Source organism: Streptomyces sp. NBC_00989 (assembly GCF_045162655.1).
Lineage (GTDB): Bacteria > Actinomycetota > Actinomycetes > Streptomycetales > Streptomycetaceae > Streptomyces.
In genome coordinates, this window is sequence record NZ_CP108728.1 from 6,540,428 (window position 1) to 6,561,195 (window position 20,768).

A 20,768-nucleotide genomic window follows, 5' to 3' on the forward strand; every position below is an offset into this window, starting at 1 on the left:
CAGGTTAGGCGGGCTCAGTCCCGCAGATCCACCCGCACCGTCAGCAGGCTCGACCCCATCGCCTTCACCGCCGCGCTGTTGAAGCGGGGCAGGGTGCGCAGCCGGGCCTGGGGGTCGTCGTCGGGGAGCAGGTGGGCCGTGCCGGTGTGCCAGCGGCCCAGGATGCGGACCCGTACCTCCGGGTTCGCCTTGATGTTGCGGACGTACTGGGAGAGTTCGCCGAACTCCGAGACCAGCCAGAAGGTGTCGCCGACACGGCGGCCGCCGAGCGGGGTGCGGCGCGGTTGGCCGGAGACCCGGCCGGTGGTCTCCAGGACGGTCTGGGTGGGGAGGTGGCGCGTGGCCGAGTTCAGCAGGCGCTGGAATCTCGTGACATTGCGGTACTTGGACTCGGGGGTGCTCGGCATCGGTTTCCGGATCTCCTGTCGGCTGGCTGCGTCCGTGGACTTGAATGATCCCGTGCGCGTCGTGACGTGGAACCTGTGGTGGCGGTACGGGCCCTGGGAGGCCCGGCAGAAGGCGATTCTCGCCGTGTTGCGTGAACTGCGGCCCGATGTCGTCGGGTTGCAGGAGGTGTGGGACACCGGGGGCGCAGACGGTACTGCTGGTACCGGCGGTACCGGTGGTGAGAACCTCGCCGCCTGGCTCGCCTCGGAACTCGGTATGCACTGGACCTGGGGAGCCTCTCACGACCCCGGGTTCTGGCAGCGCCGACTCGGCGACCCCACCGTCGGCATCGGCAACGCCGTCCTCAGCCGCTGGCCCGTCGCCGAGCGGGCCGTACTGCCGTTGCCGCCCGGGGACGGTGACGGCGGCCGGCTCGCGCTCTACGCGGGGCTGGACGCGCCGGGACACCGCATCCCCTTCTTCACCGCCCACCTCTCCTCCGCCACCGACGCCTCGGCCGTACGGTGCCAACAGGTCACCGCACTCGCCGAGTTCGTCGCCGCCCACCGCGGCGACGGGCCCTTCCCGGCCGTCGTCACCGGCGACTTCAACGCCTGGCCGGACTCGGACGAGGTGCGGTTGTTCGGCGGGTACAAGACCGCACCGCCCGTGCCCGGCCAAGTCCTCATCGACGCCTGGGACTTCGCCGAACCGGGGGCGCCCTCGGCCACCTGGGACCTCGCGAATCCCTACATCGCGGGCACGTTCGGGCCGAGCGTCCGCGTCGACTACGTCTTCGTCGAACCGACCGGGAAGGGCGGGCCCGGGCATGTACGGGGCGTACGGCGGGCGGGGGACAGGCCGGTCGACGGGGTGTGGCCGACCGACCACGCGGCCGTCGTCGTCGACCTGAGTGACTGACGGCAGGGCCTAGTTCACCGTTCGGCTCCGCCCAGGAAGATCGGGTTCGTGAGCGCCGCCAGCGCCCCCGGTACCGGTCCCGCCGCCGTCTCGTGCCTCAACTCGGCCCGTACGTACGCCGCGTAGGCCGCCGTCGTGTGCCACTCCACGGTCCCCGCCCCGCCCACCGGGAGCGGAGCGCTGGTGAACAGCACCCCCTGGTCGGTCACGAAGCGGACGGTGCAGCGCGGGGCGCCGGTGGCCTCCAGCCGTAGCGCGACCGGGGTGTCCGCCGCCACCCTCAACCGTTCGCCGATTCCCGCGTGTTGGGCCCGGCCGCCGGACGCGGTGAAGGTGAGGGAGAGGTTCTTGGACTCGGCGACATAGGAGTGCCCCGCGCGGATGCCGTCCTGGATCGCCTCCCTCGTCAAGTCGTCGGCCAGGACGACGGTTTGGGGCAGGCCGATCGCGTCCGGGTCGCGGTGGGCGTCGCTGTTGCCCATCGCCGGGAGCCACTCCCGGTTCTCCCGCACGGAGGCCACGAGCGTCGCGTCCCAGGAGGCCAGGGCGACCTCGTCGTCGGGCGTGTAGGGGCCGTTCCACACCTCGACGGCGTCCGCCTCGCCGAAGCCGAACTTCCAGGCGCAGCCGATGCAGGTCGCGTGCGGATGGGCGGGGACGACCAGGCCGCCGGCCCGCCGGATCTCGCGGGCGAACTTTCCGAAGCGGTTGTCGCGCGCCCGGTACCGCCAGTCGACGAAGGTGCCGGGTTCGGTGCCGAGGGCGACCACGTGACCGTTACGGGTGGTGACCTCCTCGCCGAGCAGGATCAGCAGGTCGTCGCCCGCCTCCGAGGCCCAATGGGGGTGCGAGGACGGGGTGTTGTGGTCCGAGGAGTTGATGAAGTCCAGGCCCGCCGCCCGCGCCAGCGCCGCGATCTCGGCGGGGGTGCGGCGCCCGTCCGAGTACCAGGAGTGCAGATGGCAGTCACCCCGGTACCAGGCCCGCCCGCGCCCCTTCGCCCGCTCCGGCGGGTACACCGGCCGCGGCGCGACGCCCGGTTCGCCGTAGGTGAGCGTGATCGTGAGCTCGTACGACAGTCCCTGCGGGGAGACGGTGTACGGGCCCAGCGCGATGTGCCACGTACCGGCGTGCACCGGGCCGGGGAGGTAGCCGGGCGTCGCGTCGTCCACGCGGAGGAAGAACTCCGTGCGGGCCCCGCCCGACCAGCCCCGGAAACCCCGGCCGCCCAGGTCCGTGCCGTGCTGGTCGAAGATGCCGATGTCCAGCGCGTTGCCCTGGGTGCCGGCCGGGACGGACGGCCTGTCGTACGTGTAGGCCACCTTGAGCTCGGCGACCCCCGTGGGGACCTCGACGGGCACGTACACATAGTCGGGCGAACCGGTCGGGAGCGTGCCCCGGACCGTCCGCGTCTCCTGGGCACCGCTCGCCGGGGTCGCCGCACCGCTCGCGAAAGTCACGCTTCCCAACGTAAGCGCGGCGGTGGCGCCCGTCACGATCAGTGCACGTCTGGTGGTGCCGTTTCCGTGATCGTCATCGCACATGCTGCTGCTCCCGGGGTGTCGTGAGTGACAGGGACGGTGCGGAGGTGACCCGTACGACTCTGATAGTCGGCTGTGAACTCCCGTGCAAGGACAGGGAATCGGCGGGTGTCGGGAAACCGGAGCCGGCATGGGGAGGGCGGGGTGCTCCCACGGCCAGTCACACCGTGTAACGAACTGCGGTGCGGGATGAATCGGGCGTCTCTCTTTGGCCTGATCAGGCCGATCGTATGCTCGAAGGATGACGACTCCCGCGAGCTCCGGAACCGGCCCGACCGAGAACTCCATGCGTCGCGCCCTCAAACGCGCCCGCGACGGCGTCGCCCTCGACGTGACGGAAGCGGCTGTGCTGCTCCAGGCCCGCGGCGAGGCCCTCGACGACCTCACCGCGTCCGCCGCCCGGGTGCGCGACGCGGGGCTTCGGACGGCCGGCCGGCCCGGCGTGATCACGTACTCGAAGAGCGTCTTCATCCCCCTCACCCGCCTCTGCCGCGACAAGTGCCACTACTGCACCTTCGTCACCGTCCCCGGCAAGCTCCGCCGCGCCGGCCACGGGATGTTCATGTCCCCCGACGAGGTCCTCGACATCGCGCGCAAAGGCGCCGAACTCGGTTGCAAGGAAGCCCTGATCACCCTCGGCGACAAGCCCGAGGACCGCTGGCCGGAGGCGCGTGAGTGGCTCGACGCGCACGGCTACGACGACACGATCGCGTACGTCCGCGCCATCTCCATCCGCATCCTGGAGGAGACGGGGCTGCTGCCGCACCTCAACCCCGGCGTCATGACGTGGACGGACTTCCAGCGCCTGAAGCCGGTGGCCCCGTCCATGGGCATGATGCTGGAGACGACGGCGACCCGCCTCTGGTCCGAGCCCGGCGGCCCGCACTACGGCTCCCCGGACAAGGAACCCGCCGTACGCCTGCGCGTGCTGGAGGACGCGGGCCGGTCCTCGGTCCCCTTCACGAGCGGCATCCTGATCGGCATCGGCGAGACGTACGAGGAGCGCGCGGACTCCCTCTTCGCACTCCGCAAGATCTCCCGCTCGTACCACGGCATCCAGGAACTGATCATCCAGAACTTCCGCGCCAAGCCGGACACGGCGATGCGCGGCATGCCGGACGCGGAACTCGACGAGCTGGTGGCGACGGTCGCGGTGGCGCGCCACATCATGGGCCCGTCGGCCTGCCTCCAGGCACCCCCCAACCTCGTCGACTCGGAGTACAAGCGCCTGATCGGCGCGGGCATCGACGACTGGGGCGGGGTCTCGCCCTTGACGATCGACCACGTGAACCCCGAACGCCCGTGGCCGCAGATCGAGTTGCTGCGCGAACAGTCGGCGGAGGCAGGCTTCGAGCTGCGCGAACGCCTCTGCGTGTACCCGGAGTTCGTGGGCCGCGGGGAGCCCTGGCTGGACCCGCGCCTGCTGCCGCACGTACGGGCGCTGGCGGACCCGGAGACGGGCCTGGCCCTTCCTGACGCGGTCGTGGAGGGCCACGCGTGGCAGGAGCCGGAGGAGGCCTTCGTGTCATCCGGCCGCACCGACCTCCACACCACCATCGACACGGAGGGCCGTACGTCCGACCGCCGTGACGACTTCGACGAGGTCTACGGCGACTGGGGCGCCCTGCGCGAGGCGGCGGCCCCCGGCATGGTCCCCGAGCGCATCGACACGGACGTACGGCAGGCACTGGCGACGGCGGCCGACGACCCGACCAAGCTCACCGACGCGGAGGCCCTCGCGCTGCTGCACGCGGACGGTCCGGCGCTGGACGCGCTGACGCGGATCGCGGACGACGTGCGGAAGTCGGTGGTCGGGGACGAGGTGACGTACATCGTCACGCGGAACATCAACTTCACCAATGTCTGCTACACGGGCTGCCGTTTCTGCGCCTTCGCGCAGCGCCGTACGGACGCGGATGCCTATACGTTGTCGTTGGACCAGGTGGCGGACCGGGCCCAACAGGCCTGGGAAGTAGGGGCGGTCGAGGTCTGCATGCAGGGCGGTATCCACCCCGACCTGCCCGGCACGGCGTACTTCGACATCGCGAAGGCGGTGAAGGAACGCGTCCCCGGCATGCACGTCCACGCCTTCTCGCCGATGGAGGTCGTCAACGGCGCGACGCGCACCGGCCTTTCGATCCGAGAGTGGCTGACGGCGGCGAAGGAGGCGGGCCTCGACACGATCCCCGGCACGGCGGCGGAGATCCTCGACGACGAGGTGCGGTGGGTCCTGACGAAGGGCAAGCTGCCGACGGCGACGTGGATCGAAGTCGTCACGACGGCCCACGAGTTGGGCATCCGTTCGTCGTCGACGATGATGTACGGCCACGTGGACCAGCCGAGGCACTGGCTGGGCCACCTCCGGACCCTGGCGTCCATCCAGCAACGCACGGGCGGCTTCACGGAGTTCGTGACACTGCCGTTCATCCACACGAACGCGCCGGTGTACCTGGCGGGGATCGCCCGCCCGGGCCCGACGATGCGGGACAACAGGGCGGTGGTGGCGATGGCGAGGCTGCTCCTGCACCCCCACATCCCCAACATCCAGACGAGCTGGGTGAAGTTGGGCTCGGAGGGCGCGGCGGAGATGCTGCGCTCCGGGGCGAACGACCTCGGCGGCACGTTGATGGAGGAGACGATCTCGCGGATGGCGGGTTCGTCGTACGGCTCGTACAAGTCGGTGCGGGACCTGGTCGCCGTAGCGGAACTGGCGGGCCGGCCGGCGAGGCCCCGCACGACGCTGTACGGCGAGGTGTCGGAGGAGCGGCAGCGGACCGCTTCCGTCTCGGACGGACACCTGCCGGAGCTGCTGCCGGTGCTGGACTGAGGGACGGGCGCGGGCGGGGGCGCGGGCGGAGAGGTCAGGCGTCGGGATGGGGGGCCGGTACGATGATCCGACCCCTGTTCGATCGGGATGTGGGGGCTGTGAGTAGCTGAGGAGATGCGTGCCCGTGCCTGCCTCCAAGGTCTGGGTTACCGGTCTGACGGTGGGAGCGATCGCCGCGGTCACGGTCCTGGCCGTCCAGGCCAACAAGGGGCCGCACCCGAAGGCGTCCGCCGCCCGCCCGAGCGCCTCGGCGTCCGCGCACGCGTCCACGTCCCCGAAGCCGCACGCGACGGCCGCCGCGGTACCGGCCTCCTCCGGTACCGGCCGGCGCATCGTCTACGCCGTCGGCCAGAAACGGGTCTGGCTGGTCGACGCGAGCGACAAGGCGGGCCGTACGTTCGCCGTCTGGCCGGGCACGGTGAGCCCCGACCCGGGTACGTACACGGTCTCGGTCCGCAAGGACGCCACCACGGGCTCCGACGGCGTCCAGATCGAGAACATCGTCTACTTCGCCACCAAGTCCGGCCTCAACATCGCCTTCTCCAACGCGGTGGACGGCTCCTCACCCCCACCGGCCGCGGGCAAACAGACCGGCGGCGTCCGCATGGGCAAGGCGGACGGGGCGGCGCTGTGGACGTTCGGGACGACGAGCACGAAGGTGATCGTGGTCAAGTAGCGGGGCGCGGCGGGGCTGGGTGAGGGTGTTGCTGTGGCCGCACGTTGCGAAGTGAACGTCGGGCCGCCCGCTTCTTTGTGAGTGTCGGGCTTCCGCGCCCCGAGTAAAGGGCGCTCCGCTGCGCTACGCGTCGCCTGCGGCGATTCCGCTGCGCTCCACCCTTGACTCGGTGCACTCCAGCCCGTTCCAGAAGCGAGCGGGCGGCCCCGAGGGGTGGGTGGCCCAGCTGCGAATGTCCTTGCCTGTGCTGCGTTGTTGGCCGGTGTGGAGGGTTGCGCGTTCGCGTCTCGCCTGCACGCCGGGCGGGCTTGGCGGCCAACGCCCGGTGGGTGGGGGTCGCTGGAAGCTGGGTGTTCTTCTAACCGGTCAAAGGCTGTCACGGTGGTTAAATTTTTCCCAGCTTCTAGCGCCCCCCCACTCGGGGTTGGCCGCTGAGCCGAGGCGGCGTGCTGGCGAGATGGCAGCGCGTCCCCTCGCTCCGGCCCGGAACGCAGTACAGGTAAGGGAGTTCATGCCTGGAAGCCCGACACTGGCTGAGAAGCGAGTGGCCCAACGGGCACTTCTCCGACGCGGGTAAGTCCAAGTTCCCGTATACCGATCCACCCCCTCAACCCACCGTCCCCGTTCGATTACAGTGCTGAACTGACTCGTACGTACGGACGGAGCCCAGAGGAGGTCTTGGTGAGTACGGCAACCGGGGCCGTCTGGGGCCGGGTCGAGCAGCAGGATTTTCGGAGTCGGGTGCGGGGGACGCTGCTCGGGGCCGCCGTGGGGGACGCGCTCGGTGCGCCTGTGGATCTGTTGGCGGGGGATGAGATCCGGGAGGCCTACGGTGCGGAGGGCGTCGTGGATCTCGTCTTCGGGTATGGACGGCGAGGGGCCGTCACTCATCTCACGCAGCTCAGTCTCTTTACTGTCGATGGGCTGATTCGGGCGCAAGTGCGGCGCGATACCGGGGCCTGGCATCCGCCCACCGATCTGCATCGGGCCTATCTGCGGTGGGCCGCTACTCAGCACGACTGGGGGCCCGATGAGCGTCGTAAGGATGACGGGTGGCTCGCGCGCGAGGAGTGGCTCTACGCTCGGCGCGACCCAACTCGGGCCTGTTTGTTGGGGTTTGGCGATGAGCGGATGGGGACGCTCGACGTTCCCAAGAATCCTGGCGAGGTGGGAGGGGAAGCCGCCGCTCGTTCCGCGCCTTTTGGGTTGCTCGTGGGGTGGGAGCCTCAGCTGGTGATGCAGCTCGCCGTGGAGTGTGCCGCTCAGACCCATGGGCATCCCGTCGGGTATCTCTCGGCTGGGGCTTACGCCGTCATCGTGCATGGGCTTGCGAGGGGAGAGAGTCTCGACGCCGCCGTGCAGCGGGCGCTCGGCCTGCTTGCCGTCAGACCCGGGCATCAGCCCGTCTCCGTCGCGCTTCAGCGTGCCCTCGGTGCCGTACGGCAGGGGATGCCCACCTCCGCGCGGGTCGAGGAGCTCGTGGGGGAGGGGAACGCGGACGGGGTGCTCGCGGGGGCCGTCTACTGCGCGCTCGTCGGTGAGGACGTACGGCATGGGCTGTGTCTGGCCGTGAATCACGGTGGGCCCTCCGGGGCCTCCGGGGCGCTCACCGGTGGGCTGCTCGGGGCGCTGCACGGCGAGACGGCCCTCCCGCCGGCCTGGCTGGCCGAACTGGAGGGCCGTCCCACGTTGCTTGTGCTCGCCGACGACTTCGCGGTGGAGATGACCCAGGGGCCCGCGTTGCACGGGCCCGCCGGATCCGCCCCGGGGTGGATCGCCCGGTATCCGCGGGGTGCCTGAGTACTACGACTGGCTGCCTACGACGTCGTCGCCCGCACCCGCCTGCGCCGGTACGGCGACCGCCGCCGCCTCTCCGTCGTCGTCCCCGCCGCCGTTGATCCTCTCGATCAGCGCGTCCCGTTCCGGGGTGTCCTCGGGCTTCACGTAGCCGATGAGGATGTAGAGGATCAAGGAGACCGCGAGGGGGATCGACACCTGGTACTGGAGCGGGACCCCGCCGTCGACCTCCCAGTTGATCGGGTAGTTGACCAGCCAGAAGGCGAGCAGGCCCGCCGCCCAGCTCGTCAGTGCCGCCGTGGGGCCGGACTTGCGGAACGGGCGGAGCAGACCCAGCATCATCGGGATCGCGATCGGGCCCATCAGACCGGCGACCCACTTGATGACGACCGTGATGATGTCCTTGAACGTGGGCGAGTTGATCTGCGTCGCCACCGACATCGACAGACCGAGGAAGACGACTGTCGTCACGCGGGCCGCGATGAGGCCCGAACGGTCGTTCCAGGCACGGGCCTTGGCCGATACGACCGGTGCCACGTCCCTCGTGAAGACCGCCGCGATCGCGTTGGCGTCGGACGAGCACATCGCCATCGTGTGGGAGAAGAAGCCGACGACCACCAGGCCCAACAGGCCGTGCGGCAGCAGCTGTTCGGTCATCAGGCCGTACGAGTCGGAGCCGTCCGGCTTCTGCGCGTGGACCAGGAGCGGTGACATCCACATGGGGAAGAAGAGGACCGTCGGCCAGATCAGCCACAGTGCCGCCGACAGCCGGGCCGAACGCTCGGCTTCGTGGGGGCTCTTGGTGGCCATGTAGCGCTGGGCCTGGTTGAGCATGCCGCCGTTGTACTCGAAGAGCTTGATGAAGAGGAACGCGAGGAGGAACACCGTGCCGTAGGGGCCGACGAGTGGCTTGCCGTGGCCCTGGAGCGCCGGTTCGTCCCAGGCGCCGAAGAATCCGATGCCCTTGTCGTTCAACTTCAGTACGACGGCCACGAACATGGAGACGCCGGCGAGCAACTGGATGATGAACTGGCCGAGTTCGGTCAGCGCGTCCGCCCACAGGCCGCCGATCGTGCAGTAGATCGCCGTGATCCCGCCGGTGATGAGGATGCCCTGGTTCAGGGACACACCTGTGAACACCGACAACAGGGTCGCGATCGCCGCCCACTTGGCCGCCACGTCCACGATCTTCAGCAGCATCCCGGACCAGGCGAGGGCCTGTTGGGTCTTCAGGTTGTAGCGGTTCTTCAAGTACTCGAGCGGGGACGCCACATGGAGCCGTGAGCGCAGCCGGTTGATGCGCGGCGCGAACAGCTTGGAGCCGATGGCGATGCCCAGCGCGATCGGGAACGACCAGGTGATGAAGGACGTGACGCCGTAGGTGTAGGCGATGCCCGCGTAGCCGGTGAACATCACCGCGCTGTAGCCCGACATGTGGTGCGAGATGCCGGACAGCCACCAGGGCATCTTCCCGCCGGCCGTGAAGAAGTCGCTCACGTTGTCGACGCGTTTGTGCGACCACACACCGATCGCCACCATCACGCCGAAATAGCCGATGAGCACGGCCCAGTCGAGCCCGTTCATATGCGCCCTCCCACGATTGAGCCGGTTCAGCCCGGGGCTCATCGTGGGCGGTCGCGCGTGAGCACGACAAGTAAGCGTGAGGTCAAGGGGGAGTAAAATCGTTCGGATTGATGTTCCGCGTTCACCTACATGAACTCATCGCATCAACTCCCCGGCGTTGACCAGCAACGACTGACCCGTGATTGCCCGCGCCCGTTCCGACGCCAGGAACACCGCCGCGTCCGCCACATCCCCGTCCGTCGCCAGCTCGGGCAGCGCCATCCGGTCGGACAGCCGCTTCAGCACCTCCGCCTCCGGCACCTTCTCCGTGTGCGCGGTGAACTGCACGTACGCCTCCACCGGCGGCCCCCACATCCACCCCGGCAGCACGGTGTTCACCCGGATCCGGTACGGCCCCAACTCCCTTGCCAGCGAGTACATCGCGCTCGTCAGTGCCCCCTTCGACGCCGCGTACGCAGCCTGCCGCACCTGCGAGGGCGCGGCTACGGCCGACTGCGTCCCGATGAACACCACCGAGCCGCCGCCGACCTCCTTCAGCGCCGGCAGGCAGGCCCGCGTCATCTTCAGCGTCCCCAACAGGTTCACGTCGATCACCGACTGCCAGGTGGCGAAGTCCGCGTCCTCGACCCCGCCGAAGTAGCTGTCCCACGCGGCCACTTGGACCACCGCGTCGACCCGCCCGAACCGCTCCAGCGCCACCGCCACGAGCGCTTCGCACTGCCCCTCGTCCGTGATGTCCGTCGCCCGGTACGCCGTGTGCGCACCGTCCGGGTCGATCTCGGCGGCCGACTTGGCCAGATTCGCCTCCGTGCGCGCGCCGAGCACGGCGTTCCCTCCGTCCCGTACGACGGCCGCGGCGACCTGATGGCCGAGTCCGGCCCCCACCCCCGAGACGACGACGGTCTTGCCCGCGAGCAGCGACATCCGATCCCTCCCGGGGTCTGGCGGTTTATCTGACGGGGCGTCAGAGTATGGGCGACCGGCGGAGGACGGAAGGGGAGCGACGTGAGCGAGGACACCCGGAGCGACGTGTACGCCGAACTGGCCGCCGTAGGACCGTACGGAGTCCGGCCGGGGCATGCGCTGATCACCATGGTCGAACCGCATCCCGGCCACGAGTACGCCTACAACCGCTGGTACGAGGACGACCACTACTACGCCGGCGCGATGGCCATGCCCTGGATGTACTCGGGCCGCCGCTGGGTCGCCACCCGCGACCTCCAACTCCTGCGCCGGCCCGAGAAGTCGGCCATCGCCGAGCCCGTCACCGCCGGCTGCTACCTCTCCACGTACTGGGTCACCGAGGGCCGCTACGACGACCACATGAAGTGGACCGTCGGCATCAACAAACGGCTCAATCGGGATGGGCGGGTGTACCAGGACCGTACGCACGTCTTCACCGCGTTCCAGGACCACGAGGCGACCGTGTACCGGGACGGCGCGGCGGGACCGAGGGACTTCCACGCCCTCGACCACCCTTACGCCGGGCTGGTGTTGGAGGTCGTCGACAGTGAATCGGCCGAGCAGCGCGCCGAGTTGCTGGAGTGGCTGCGCTCCCGGCAGCTGCCGAAGCGGCTCGCCGGGTCACCGGCCGCGATGGTGACGATCTTCCGGCCCACCCCGCTGCCGGGCGACCGCATGACCTACGTCAAGCAGGTCGAAGGGGTCGACACCCGGCTCACGCTGCTGTGGTTCCTGGAGACGGATCCGCGCGACTGCTGGGAGGAGTACTTCGCGGACCTGGAGACGCCGGTGGCCGAATCCGGCCTGGGGCGGGTGGAGTTGGTGGCACCGTTCATCCCCACGGTGCCGGGCACGGACAAGTACGTGGACCGGCTCCGCTGACTACTTCAGTTCATCGGGACAGGGAGTGCCCCGAGGCAACTGGTACGGCGCCGCCAGCCGGTACGTCCCGGCCTTCGGTGCCAGCAACATCGTCCACTTGTCGCCCTTGGAGTCCTCCTCCGTCTCCATCAGACAGCCGTTGAGGTTGTCGAACGTCTTCGGGGCGCCCTCGGCACGGTGCTTGGACGCGTCGGTCTCCTGCGGGGCCTTGAGGCTCTTGCCCTTCGCGTCGACGATGCTCAGCCACGGCGAGTACGGGATACGGATGAGGATCCGCCCCTTCTTCTTCACCTCGATGGTCAACTCGCCCTGCTCGGCCCGGTCGACGACCGAGTTCGGCTCGGCGAGCGGCGCCGGGTCGGTGACCTGGAACAGCTGCCAGTTCGCGTCGCCCCAGACCTGCTTCAGATACGGCATCCCGCGCTGCACCAGGGCGCGTTCGCGCTCGCCGCCGTCACCGTCCGGCTTGTCCTTGGGCAGCACCACGTAGTGCACGGCCCAACGCTGAAGCCACTCGTGGTAGTTGGCGGAGTTGAGTGTGTCGTCGTAGAAGAGCGGGTTGCGCTCCATGTCGGCCTGGCGGTTCCAGCCGCGCGCGAGATTGACGTACGGCGCGAGGGCGGAGGCCTCGATGTGGGAGCGGGCCGGGACGACCTCGACGCGGCCGCGCTCGGCGCCGACGGTCTGGAGTTCGTTGACCAGCGGGGCGAGTTCGTGCGACCAGGACGCGGCCGGGGCGGTGTTGATGACGTCGTCGACCGACTTGAAGCCGATCCACCCGGTGAAGCCGACGAAGGCCAGCACGATCACGTACCACTTGCGCGAGCGCGGCACCGCGAAGGGCAGTGCGGAGATCAGCGCGACCCCGGCGAACAGCATCGCCAGCCGGCTGATGTTCGAGCCGATCTGCGAACTGACCAGCCAGACGAGGATGACGCCGATGCTGTACACGGCCGCCGTGATCCGCACGGTCGTCCACTCGCGCGGCACCACGAAGTAGACGATGACCCCGGACGCAAGCGGCAGGACCATCGAGCCGAACAGCATCGGCTGCGTGCCGGAGAACGGGAACAGCCAGGCGGACACGGCCACCACGGCCGCGGGCGCGAGGCCGAGAGCCCACGCGCCGGGGCGCCGCTTCTGCAGGAACAGGGCCACGGCGACCAGGCCCACGAACAGCCCGGCCACCGGCGACGACATGGTCGCGAGCGCCGCCAGCGGGGCCGCGCACAGGGCCTTCGCCCAGCGTTTGTAGCGCCAGCGGTAGGGCCAGCAGAAGACCACGGCCACCGCGCCGAGCCCGAAGACCATGCCCAGGCCGTACGTCACCCGGCCCGACGCCGCGTTGCACAGCAGCGCGAAGACACCCGCGAGCGAGGCCCACAGCGGGTTCTTCACCGACCGGCTGCGGATCAGGATCATGGTGAGCAGGCCCGCCGAGATCGTCCCGGCGATCATCATCGTCGTACGGACACCGAGGACCGACATCAGATACGGCGAGACCACGCTGTACGACACCGGGTGCATGCCGCCGTACCAGGCGAGGTTGTACGCCGAGTCCGGGTGACGGCCGACGAACTCCGCCCAGGCGTCCTGCGCGGCGAGGTCGCCGCCGCTGTTCGCGAACGTGAAGAACCAGACGACGTGGAGGACACCGGAGAGGAGCGTGAAGCCGATCACCGGGTGGCGGAGGAAGGGGGCGCGGAGGCGGTCGATCAGGTTCGCCGGGCGGGTGTCGCTGTCGCTGCCGCCCGTGTGCGTCGCGTCGTCGTCCGTGGGTCGGGTGTCGGCGGCCGCGCTATCTGCCGTGGTGTGCGCGGGCACGCGTATTCGCGGGCCGGTCACCGGGCCCGGATCGGCATCGTCGGCACGTGTCGGCTCCGCTGTGGCCACCTGAAGGCACTCCCCGTGTCCCGTCTTCTCTTCTCGGCCGCGTTCCGTCCCGTTCCCGGCCTGTTCGACGCCGCGTCCCGCATGACCGGCGACGTGCCCCGATTCGCGACGCTAGCACGCACCCCGCCGACGGGCTCCCGGGTGGGGGCCCGCCGGCGGGACGCGGTGACGTGCATCGCCTCGTGGGTCAGCCGAGGCGGGTCAGCTTGGCGGTCAGGGCCGGTTCGGCGAGATCCTTCTGGAGAGCGACCGGCACCTTGACGGCACCGCTCGAACCGTCGCCCACGGTGAGCGTGCCCACCTTGGTGCCCGCCTTCGCGGTGTGCGGTACGGCGTCGGGGGCGAAGGACAGCTTCACCTTCAGGCCGGCCCAGCCGACCGCCGCGACGTCCTTGGTGACGACGACCGGCGTGTGACCGCCGAGCTGGTCGTCGACGTACCCGACCACGGTCCCCTTCTTCAGGATCTTCGCCGAGGTCATCGCGTCCTGCGCCGCGAGCATCGCCGTCTTGCTGACCGCGTTGACCGTGTCGATGATCGGCGCGGTGTGCTGGCCGAGGATCGCCCCGACGACGACGGCCGTCTCACCGCCGACCTCCTTGGTGGCGGCGAAGAGCAGGTTGCCGCCGGCCGCGGTGGTGGTGCCGGTCTTGATGCCGAGCGAGTTGTTGTACGGCACCAGGCGGTTGTAGTTGGTCCACTTGTGACCGGACGGGTCGACCCAGCTGGGCAGCTTGGTGATGTCCATCAGCGCCTGGATCTTGACCAGTTGGTTGCCGAGCTTCACCTGGTCCTCGGCGGAGGAGACGGTCGTCTCCTTGAGACCGGAGGCGTCGGTGTACGTCGTGTTCGTCATCCCCAGTGACTTCGCGGTGTCGTTCATCTTCTTGATGAACGCCGCCTCGGAGCCCGCGTCCCAACGGGCAAGCAGGCGGGCGATGTTGTTCGCCGACGGGATCATGATCGCCGAGAGCGCCTGCTTCTCCGTGAGGACGTCGCCGGCCTTCACGGTGTTGAGCGTGGACTCGCCGTCCTTGTCGTAGCCGCCCTCCTTCTCGGCGGTCGCGTCGACGGTGATCTTCTCGCCCTCCGCGCCCGCCTTCAGCGGGTGGTCCTTGAGGACGATGTACGCGGTCATCGCCTTCGCCACGGACCCGATCGCGACCGGGGTCTGCTTGCCGAAGCTGCCCATCGTGCCGATGCCGTTGACGTCCATCCAGCCCTGGCCCTCGCTGGGCCACGGGAGGTTCGCCTTGCTGCCGTCGAAGGTGTACGAGTCGTCGGCGGTGAGGGTGAGGGACGGGGTCGGCAGCGGGCGCAGGGCCTGTACTACTGCAAACACGATCGCCAGGAGGATGACCAGCGGGGTCCAGATCTTGACTCTGCGGATCGCCGTGCGGACCGGGGTTTCCGGGGGCGGCGGGGTGTTGGTCAGTTCGGCGAGGAGGTCCAGCGGGGGCTTCGGGGGGAGCGGGACCTGGGTGGTGCGTTCGGGGCCGACCTGGGGGACGGGGCGGGTCGCGTCTGGGCGGGGGGTGTCCCTGCGGGGCGTGCGGGGCTCGTCGAGGGGCTTGAGGGCGACGAACTTGCTGGTGCGTTCGGCGGGGGCCTCGGGGGTCTTCGGAGCCGCGGGGGCCTTGAGCATGGTGGTTGGCTGGTCGACCGCGGGCTTGGGCGGGCGGGGTGCCTTGAAGACGGCGGTGGGGTGATCGACGGCCTCGGCTTCGCCCTCGGCCGCCTTGGTGTTCCCATCCGCACCGCCCGTGCGGGTCTCGTCGTCGGCTGCGGGTGGCCCCTCCGGGGCGGACTCGTCGTCGGCGGCTTTCGGTCGTGCGTCGGCGGGGGCGGCGTCTTCGGTGTCGGTGCCCGTGGTCCGGGGGTCCGCGTCCGTGGCGTCTTCGGCGTCCTCCGGTGCGGCGCCGGCCTCGGCCGCGTCCGCCTCGGCTTCCGCAGGCCCGGAGCCAGGGGTCTCGTCCGAGACCGTGTCAGCGGCTTCCGGGCGCGCGTCAGCGACCTGCTCACCCTCGGTCACGTCGTCGTCACCCTCGGACTCGGACTCGGAGTCGGTCCCGGCGGCAGCCGAATCACTCGCCTCCGCGCCGGCCCCGGTGTCCTCGGGACCGTCCGTCGAGGGAGAAGTCGCCGAGCCCTCGGCATCCGTGGCCCCGGCGGGCGGCTCCGCATCCGCGACCCCGGCAGGCGCCTCCGCGTCCTCGGTGACCGCGGGATCACCGCCCGCCCCGGCATCCTCGGCCCGCTCGCCCGCGTCGGTCTCCTGGGCCGTCTCAGCGCCCTTGAGTGCGCCCGGCGCGGAGGATTCCGCGCCGTCCCCGTCGCCCTCGGCCTCCGGGCCTCCAGCGGGCGTCTCCGCGTCCTCGGGACCCTCGGCTGTGGCGACGTCCTCAGCGTCCTCCGAGCCCTCAGCGCCATCCGAGCCCTCGGCGCCCTCAGGGTCTTCGGTGCCGGTCGGCTTCTCGCCGTTCGACCCCGATGACACCCAGGCCGCCACGGCCGCACGCAACCGGGCGTCGCCTTCCGGGCTGCCCTTGGCGGAAGGGTTCTGCGTATCGGCATCCTCGGAGGGCGCGGAGGCCTCAGCGCCGTCGGAGCCGTCGGCGTCAACGGACCCGCCGGCCTCCGCCTCGCGCCCCTCGGTCTCCTCCGTCCGCAGTTCCCGGATCGAGAAGATCTTCGTCGCCGTGTCCACGCCTCCGCGCTGAGCCGTGGATGACGTCCCGTCCTCGCGGGCCACCGCCAACCTGGGATCGCGCTCGCCCCTGGCCTCAGGAACCGGACTCGCGCTCCCCGGCGTCGGTTCTGCCGACGACTCGCGCTGCTTCGACCTGTCGGGGGACTCGCCCGCCACCGATGCCTCCTCCATGCGCCGCACGCTCCGCGTGCGTCAACCGAACCGACCGAGATAGCCGAGTTAGTGACAAAAACAGCTGGAAAATCAGCTGGAATCCAGCTGGAAAATCTCTTACCCGCCGCCCGGACAACGCATCAACACCGCTGTCCGAACCATGTACCAGTGTCCTGTGTGCGGGCTTACCCCTAGTGGTAGACGAGAACGACATACCTGCCGGTTCCATCACGAAGCGGTCACGCGCTCTCGACAGACCAATGTGAGAGGGGTCACCCTGTCATTCATCCACGCGGGGAGGCATGGATGGGCAGGAGCCGCAGAACACTTCCGGAAGAGCTTCTGTTGCTGGCATTGGACCCGGCCACGGGTACCACTGCACAGCCGCAGTCGCTCGACCTCGGTCTGGCCGGAGCACAGCTAGTGGAGCTGGCGCTGGCCGGACGGATAGCCCCGGACGGGGATCGTATCGCCGTGGTCGTACCACGGCCGACCGGAGATCCGACTTTGGACTGCGCGTTGGAGTTGCTGCGAAGGCGTGGCGCTCCCGTGCGTGCAGTGAACTGGATTGGCGGGCCCCGACTGGGACTTCGCCAGACCTACCTCTCGCATCTCGAGCGGTGCGGCATGGTGCATGCCGTGGCGGGACAGATGTGCGGGGTGCTGCCGACGACTCGCTACCAAGCGACGGACAACGAGATCAGCCGCGAGATCAGGGGCCGACTCGATTCCGCGATCCGCACCGGTGTGCCACCGGACCCGCGGACAGCCGCGCTCGCCGCACTGGCGCACGCGGTCGGTCTGGGCAAACACCTGTATCCGGGTAATGAGGGACGCTCGTCCCGCTCCCGGCTGCGGGACCTGATCAGGCACGACCCCATGGGCGGACTCGTGGCGCACGCCGTGATGGACGTCCAGAACGGGGTGGCGGCACAGCCACGCCGTAGCCCGGCCCCGGCCGGCCGTCAGGCCGCGCCCGGATCAAGGCCACCGGAACCGGCTCGTGGTGTTCCGATGCAGCCGCACCGCGGCACCATGGCGCGCGCCGTGGCTCACTGAGCCGCAGTCCCACGGCACACGCCGACGCCGCGGAGCAGCCCGACCGGCAGCACCGCACGACCGGCACCACCGCATGACCGCAGTACACGCCGCACCGCAGTCCCCAAGACCCGGTTCGGGAGCCGCTGGTCCGAGCGGGGTGGAGTAGACGTAACGTCTCTCCACCCCGCTCGGCCGCATCTACGGACGCCTCGGGCAACCTGAACCTGGCTCGTACCTGCCGCATATCCACCGTTTCCCAGCGGTAGAAACCACCTTGGTGGCAGTCTGCTCAACAGCAGATACGCAAAGTGGCAAGCAGTGAGCAGCAAGTAGCAGCAAGTACAGGTATGCAGCCGGAGGTGCACGTTCCCGTGGCGTCAAGTGTCAATCCCACCGTCAGGAGACGCCGGTTGGGCCAGGAGTTGCGTCGACTCCGAGAGCTCAAGGGCATGACGGCCGAAGAAGTCGCCGAGCGGTTGCTGGTGTCGCAGTCGAAGATCAGCCGGCTGGAGAACGGGCGGCGCAGCATCAGCCAGCGCGACGTCCGCGACCTGTGCGGGGTCTACGAGGTCGAGGACGTCCGCATCGTCGACTCCCTCATGCAGATGGCCAAGGACTCACGCCAGCAAGGCTGGTGGCACTCCTTCGGCGACATCCCGTACAGCGTCTACATCGGTCTGGAGACGGACGCGGCGAGTCTGCGCGTCTACGATCCCCAGGTCGTCCCCGGTCTGTTGCAGACCCGGCAGTACGCCGAGGCGCTCATCACCGGGGCGTTGCCCGAGACCGCCTCGGCCGATGTCGAGAAGCGGGTCCAGGTGCGGCTGCGCCGGCAGGAACGGATCTCCGCGCCGGAGAACCCGCTGCGGCTGTGGACCGTGATGGACGAGTCCGCGGTGCGCCGGGTGGTCGGCAACCGCTCCCTGATGCGGGACCAGTTGGAGCATCTCGTCGAGCAGTCCCAACTGCCGCACGTGACCGTGCAGGTGATCCCGTTCGACATGGGCGCCCATCCCGGTCTCAACGGGCAGTACGCGATCCTGGAGTTCCCCGACGCGGCGGACTCCAGCGTCGTCTACATCGAGGGCGTCACCAGCGACCTGTACCTGGAGAAGGCGAACGACGTCCAGAAGTACAGCGTGATGTACGAGCACTTGAGGGCGCAGGCCCTGAACGTGGACCAGTCCCGTCAGTTCATCGCGGACATCGCGAAGGACTACGCGCGCTAGGTACGGACCACGCGCGCGTCGAGGGGTCCCTCCGGCGGAAGGTGCCGCACCGTACACCTTCCGCCGGGTGGGATGGAAGACACCAGGGGTATATGCCACCCGGTCGAGTGAATGGCCACTCCGCCCGCCGATGTTGGCGAGTAGCGTCGATCACGCCATCGAGCAACGCACGTTGGCGCAAACCGTGTTGTACGTCCGATGCGTTCGTGGTCGGACGTGACGCGCGGTGACAGCAACTCAACAACTGGCATAACCGGAGCAAAAATGGCAATTCGTCAGGGCGCCACGGACACGTGGACCAAGTCCTCGTACTCCACCGGGAACGGCGCATGCGTCGAGATCAAGTCACCGGTTCTCGCGGCCATGGCCGTACGGGACTCCAAGGTCGACGGGGGTCCGGCGCTGGCCTTCCCCGCGGCCTCGTGGAACGCCTTCGTGGCCGATGTCGCGCGGGGGGCGCACGACCTTCACTGATGCGGCTGGATCACCTTTCACAACTCCATAAGCAGCACAGTGCAGTTCATGCACGACAGGCAGTACAGGCAGTACAGGCAGTACGAGCAACACACGCAGTACAAGCGGTACACGCAGTACGAGCAGCACAAGCATTTCAAGAAGAGCCCTCTCGACTGGCCCGCCGTCCTGGCCGAGGGGGCTCGGCTTGTGCCCGCGACCACCGCCTGTGGCGCCTCACTTCACGGGGAACGCCACCGGGAACGCCACGTCGCACACCGGGTCCTCAGGGCCCGCCGCCTCCCAGTCCGCGAAGTACACCTCGCGGCACGGCCCGGCGTACCGCAGCCCCTGCGCGGCGACCCACTGCTCCACCGCCTCGAACGCGGCCAGGATCTGCGGATGCGCCACCTGCGCCTTGGTGATCCGGGCGTACGCCAGCCGCCGGGCAGGTTCCACCCGCACCGCCGTCTGCCGGGCCCGCCCCTGCCCCGCGGCCCACGCCCGCGCCGCCGCCTCGTCCGCGACCGGTACGCAGGACTCGGCCGGGCCGTCGCTCTCCATCGACACCTCGGCGTGGTAGACGACGAACGGCGCCGCGCTCACACCGCCGCACTCCCTCGCCGCCGCCTCAAGTCGCCCCAGCGAGGCGCCGATCCAGGCCGGCAACTCGTCCGCGAGGGTGTGCCGGGTCTCGGTGATCAGCACCTGTTCCGGAACCTCGACCGTCTCGACCACGAACTTTCCGTACATCTCGGAGCTCCTCCCCGAAAGGCGTGCACGGAGGTACTCGGCGAGCGTGCGCTGCCCGGCGATCCGGGTCTCGACGTCCGTCCAGTACGCGGCGAGGAGATCGGCGGCGTCCGTGCCGTCGGTCTCGACCACCGAGGCGATCCGGGCCAGCGGCATGTCCAACTGCCGTAGCAGCGCCACGAGTCGGGCCCGCTCGACCTGGTCGGCGCGGTAGTAGCGGTAACCGCTGACCTCGTCGACCCGGTCCGGAGCCAGCAGCCCGAGCCGGTCGTACAGCCGCAGCGCCTTGGCCGAAAGCCGCGCCCGCGCCGCGAACGCGCCGATGGTCAGCAGTTCGTCGTCCACGCCTGCATCCTCCGTCACCGGGCGGTTTCTGTCCGCCCGGTGACCAGGACGCTCAGCCCTGCCCCAAGGGCAAGGTCAACAGCGGTGGTCAGGCGACGGCGGTCTCCACGGCCGCCACGACCTCCGCCGACTCCGGCTCGGTCTGCGGCGAGAAGCGGGCGATGACCGTGCCGTCGCGACCGATCAGGAACTTCTCGAAGTTCCAGCGGATGTCACCGGTGTGGCCCTCGCCGTCCGCGAAGCCGACGAGCCGCTCGTACAGCTCGTGCCGGGCGTCCCCGTTGACCTCGACCTTCTCGGTCAGCGGGAAGGTCACGCCGTACGTCGCCGAGCAGAACTCGGCGATCTCCTCGGCGCTGCCGGGCTCCTGCCCGAGGAACTGGTTGCAGGGCACGCCGAGCACGGTGAAGCCCTGCGCCGCGTACCGCTCCTGGAGCCGCTCAAGGCCCGTGTACTGGGGGGTCAGCCCGCACTTGGAGGCCACGTTCACCACGAGGACGGCCTTGCCCGCGTACTGCGAGAGGTCCGCCGAGCCGCCCTTGAGCGACCCGATCTCGACACCGAGGGGACCCGTGTTCTCTGTAGTCGTCATAACCGGATGCTAACTCCGGTA

16 protein-coding genes are annotated in these 20,768 nt (G+C 69.6%); 8 read left to right on the plus strand and 8 right to left on the minus strand.

The features are described from left to right. Positions 1-14: 14 nt before the first annotated feature. Positions 15-407 carry a nitroreductase/quinone reductase family protein gene (locus OG714_RS29120; RefSeq protein ID WP_406125368.1) on the minus strand — a complete coding sequence of 131 codons (393 nt, stop codon included), beginning with the start codon at positions 405-407 and terminating at the stop codon, positions 15-17. 52 nt (positions 408-459) lie between these two features. Here OG714_RS29120 and OG714_RS29125 point away from each other — a divergent pair, with 52 nt between their 5' ends. Continuing rightward, entirely contained in the window at positions 460-1,308 is an 849-nt protein-coding gene (locus OG714_RS29125) for an endonuclease/exonuclease/phosphatase family protein (RefSeq protein ID WP_406125370.1), read from the plus strand. Between the two features lie 14 nt (positions 1,309-1,322). Here OG714_RS29125 and OG714_RS29130 read toward each other — a convergent pair whose 3' ends face one another. Beyond that, on the minus strand, positions 1,323-2,852 hold the full coding sequence (locus tag OG714_RS29130; protein ID WP_406125372.1) for a CehA/McbA family metallohydrolase: 1,530 nt from the start codon (positions 2,850-2,852) through the stop codon (positions 1,323-1,325). A gap of 238 nt (positions 2,853-3,090) precedes the next feature. Between OG714_RS29130 and OG714_RS29135 the strand changes: the two genes are divergently transcribed. The 3 genes from OG714_RS29135 to OG714_RS29145 all read left to right on the plus strand — a co-directional run bounded on the left by OG714_RS29135 (position 3,091) and on the right by OG714_RS29145 (position 8,152). Then, positions 3,091-5,676, plus strand: a complete 2,586-nt coding sequence (locus OG714_RS29135; protein WP_406125374.1) for a bifunctional FO biosynthesis protein CofGH — start codon at positions 3,091-3,093, stop codon at positions 5,674-5,676. Positions 5,677-5,800: 124 nt separating this feature from the next. After that, positions 5,801-6,352 (plus strand): hypothetical protein, encoded by a 552-nt coding sequence (locus OG714_RS29140; protein ID WP_406125376.1) that lies wholly within the window; start codon positions 5,801-5,803, stop codon positions 6,350-6,352. Between the two features lie 681 nt (positions 6,353-7,033). After that, positions 7,034-8,152, plus strand: coding sequence for an ADP-ribosylglycohydrolase family protein (locus tag OG714_RS29145; protein WP_406125378.1), 1,119 nt, complete (start codon positions 7,034-7,036; stop codon positions 8,150-8,152). A gap of 3 nt (positions 8,153-8,155) precedes the next feature. On the opposite strand, the gene OG714_RS29150 is transcribed toward OG714_RS29145, so the two are convergent. Together OG714_RS29150 and OG714_RS29155 are read right to left on the minus strand one after the other, a co-directional pair. Next, positions 8,156-9,733: a sodium:solute symporter family protein gene (locus OG714_RS29150; protein WP_406125379.1), complete on the minus strand. Its 1,578-nt coding sequence runs from the start codon at positions 9,731-9,733 to the stop codon at positions 8,156-8,158. 135 nt (positions 9,734-9,868) lie between these two features. Further along, on the minus strand, positions 9,869-10,657 hold the full coding sequence (locus OG714_RS29155) for an SDR family oxidoreductase (protein WP_406125381.1): 789 nt from the start codon (positions 10,655-10,657) through the stop codon (positions 9,869-9,871). Between the two features lie 81 nt (positions 10,658-10,738). On the opposite strand from OG714_RS29155, the gene OG714_RS29160 reads away from it, so the two are divergent. Beyond that, entirely contained in the window at positions 10,739-11,578 is an 840-nt protein-coding gene (locus OG714_RS29160) for a hypothetical protein (RefSeq protein ID WP_406125383.1), read from the plus strand. Here the strand turns inward: OG714_RS29160 and OG714_RS29165 are convergent, their stop codons facing one another. Then, complete coding sequence (locus OG714_RS29165) at positions 11,579-13,471, minus strand: MFS transporter (RefSeq protein ID WP_406125385.1); 1,893 nt, start codon at positions 13,469-13,471, stop codon at positions 11,579-11,581. Positions 13,472-13,658: 187 nt separating this feature from the next. Further along, positions 13,659-16,352, minus strand: coding sequence for a D-alanyl-D-alanine carboxypeptidase (locus OG714_RS29170; protein WP_406125387.1), 2,694 nt, complete (start codon positions 16,350-16,352; stop codon positions 13,659-13,661). 288 nt (positions 16,353-16,640) lie between these two features. Here OG714_RS29170 and OG714_RS29175 point away from each other — a divergent pair, with 288 nt between their 5' ends. The 3 genes from OG714_RS29175 to OG714_RS29185 all read left to right on the plus strand — a co-directional run bounded on the left by OG714_RS29175 (position 16,641) and on the right by OG714_RS29185 (position 19,078). Continuing rightward, on the plus strand, positions 16,641-17,393 hold the full coding sequence (locus OG714_RS29175; RefSeq protein WP_026150485.1) for a GPP34 family phosphoprotein: 753 nt from the start codon (positions 16,641-16,643) through the stop codon (positions 17,391-17,393). A 353-nt stretch (positions 17,394-17,746) separates the two neighbouring features. Continuing rightward, positions 17,747-18,604 (plus strand): helix-turn-helix domain-containing protein, encoded by an 858-nt coding sequence (locus OG714_RS29180; protein ID WP_406125388.1) that lies wholly within the window; start codon positions 17,747-17,749, stop codon positions 18,602-18,604. 264 nt (positions 18,605-18,868) lie between these two features. Continuing rightward, the gene (locus OG714_RS29185) at positions 18,869-19,078 is read left to right on the plus strand and encodes a DUF397 domain-containing protein (RefSeq protein ID WP_406125390.1); all 210 of its coding nucleotides are present in this window, start codon (positions 18,869-18,871) and stop codon (positions 19,076-19,078) included. A gap of 216 nt (positions 19,079-19,294) precedes the next feature. Here the strand turns inward: OG714_RS29185 and OG714_RS29190 are convergent, their stop codons facing one another. Beyond that, entirely contained in the window at positions 19,295-20,155 is an 861-nt protein-coding gene (locus tag OG714_RS29190) for a MerR family transcriptional regulator (protein WP_406125392.1), read from the minus strand. A gap of 88 nt (positions 20,156-20,243) precedes the next feature. Next, complete coding sequence (locus OG714_RS29195; protein ID WP_406125393.1) at positions 20,244-20,747, minus strand: glutathione peroxidase; 504 nt, start codon at positions 20,745-20,747, stop codon at positions 20,244-20,246. Positions 20,748-20,768 lie beyond the last annotated feature (21 nt).

Bases quoted from the DNA above. Each gene is read 5' to 3' on its own strand.
- OG714_RS29120 (WP_406125368.1), bottom strand. From the start codon at position 407: ATGCCGAGCACCCCCGAGTCCAAGTACCGCAATGTCACGAGATTCCAG.
- OG714_RS29130 (WP_406125372.1), bottom strand. From the start codon at position 2,852: ATGTGCGATGACGATCACGGAAACGGCACCACCAGACGTGCACTGATC.
- OG714_RS29135 (WP_406125374.1), top strand. From the start codon at position 3,091: ATGACGACTCCCGCGAGCTCCGGAACCGGCCCGACCGAGAACTCCATG.
- OG714_RS29150 (WP_406125379.1), bottom strand. From the start codon at position 9,733: ATGAACGGGCTCGACTGGGCCGTGCTCATCGGCTATTTCGGCGTGATG.
- OG714_RS29155 (WP_406125381.1), bottom strand. From the start codon at position 10,657: ATGTCGCTGCTCGCGGGCAAGACCGTCGTCGTCTCGGGGGTGGGGGCC.
- OG714_RS29170 (WP_406125387.1), bottom strand. From the start codon at position 16,352: ATGGAGGAGGCATCGGTGGCGGGCGAGTCCCCCGACAGGTCGAAGCAG.
- OG714_RS29175 (WP_026150485.1), top strand. From the start codon at position 16,641: ATGGGCAGGAGCCGCAGAACACTTCCGGAAGAGCTTCTGTTGCTGGCA.
- OG714_RS29185 (WP_406125390.1), top strand. From the start codon at position 18,869: ATGGCAATTCGTCAGGGCGCCACGGACACGTGGACCAAGTCCTCGTAC.
- OG714_RS29195 (WP_406125393.1), bottom strand. From the start codon at position 20,747: ATGACGACTACAGAGAACACGGGTCCCCTCGGTGTCGAGATCGGGTCG.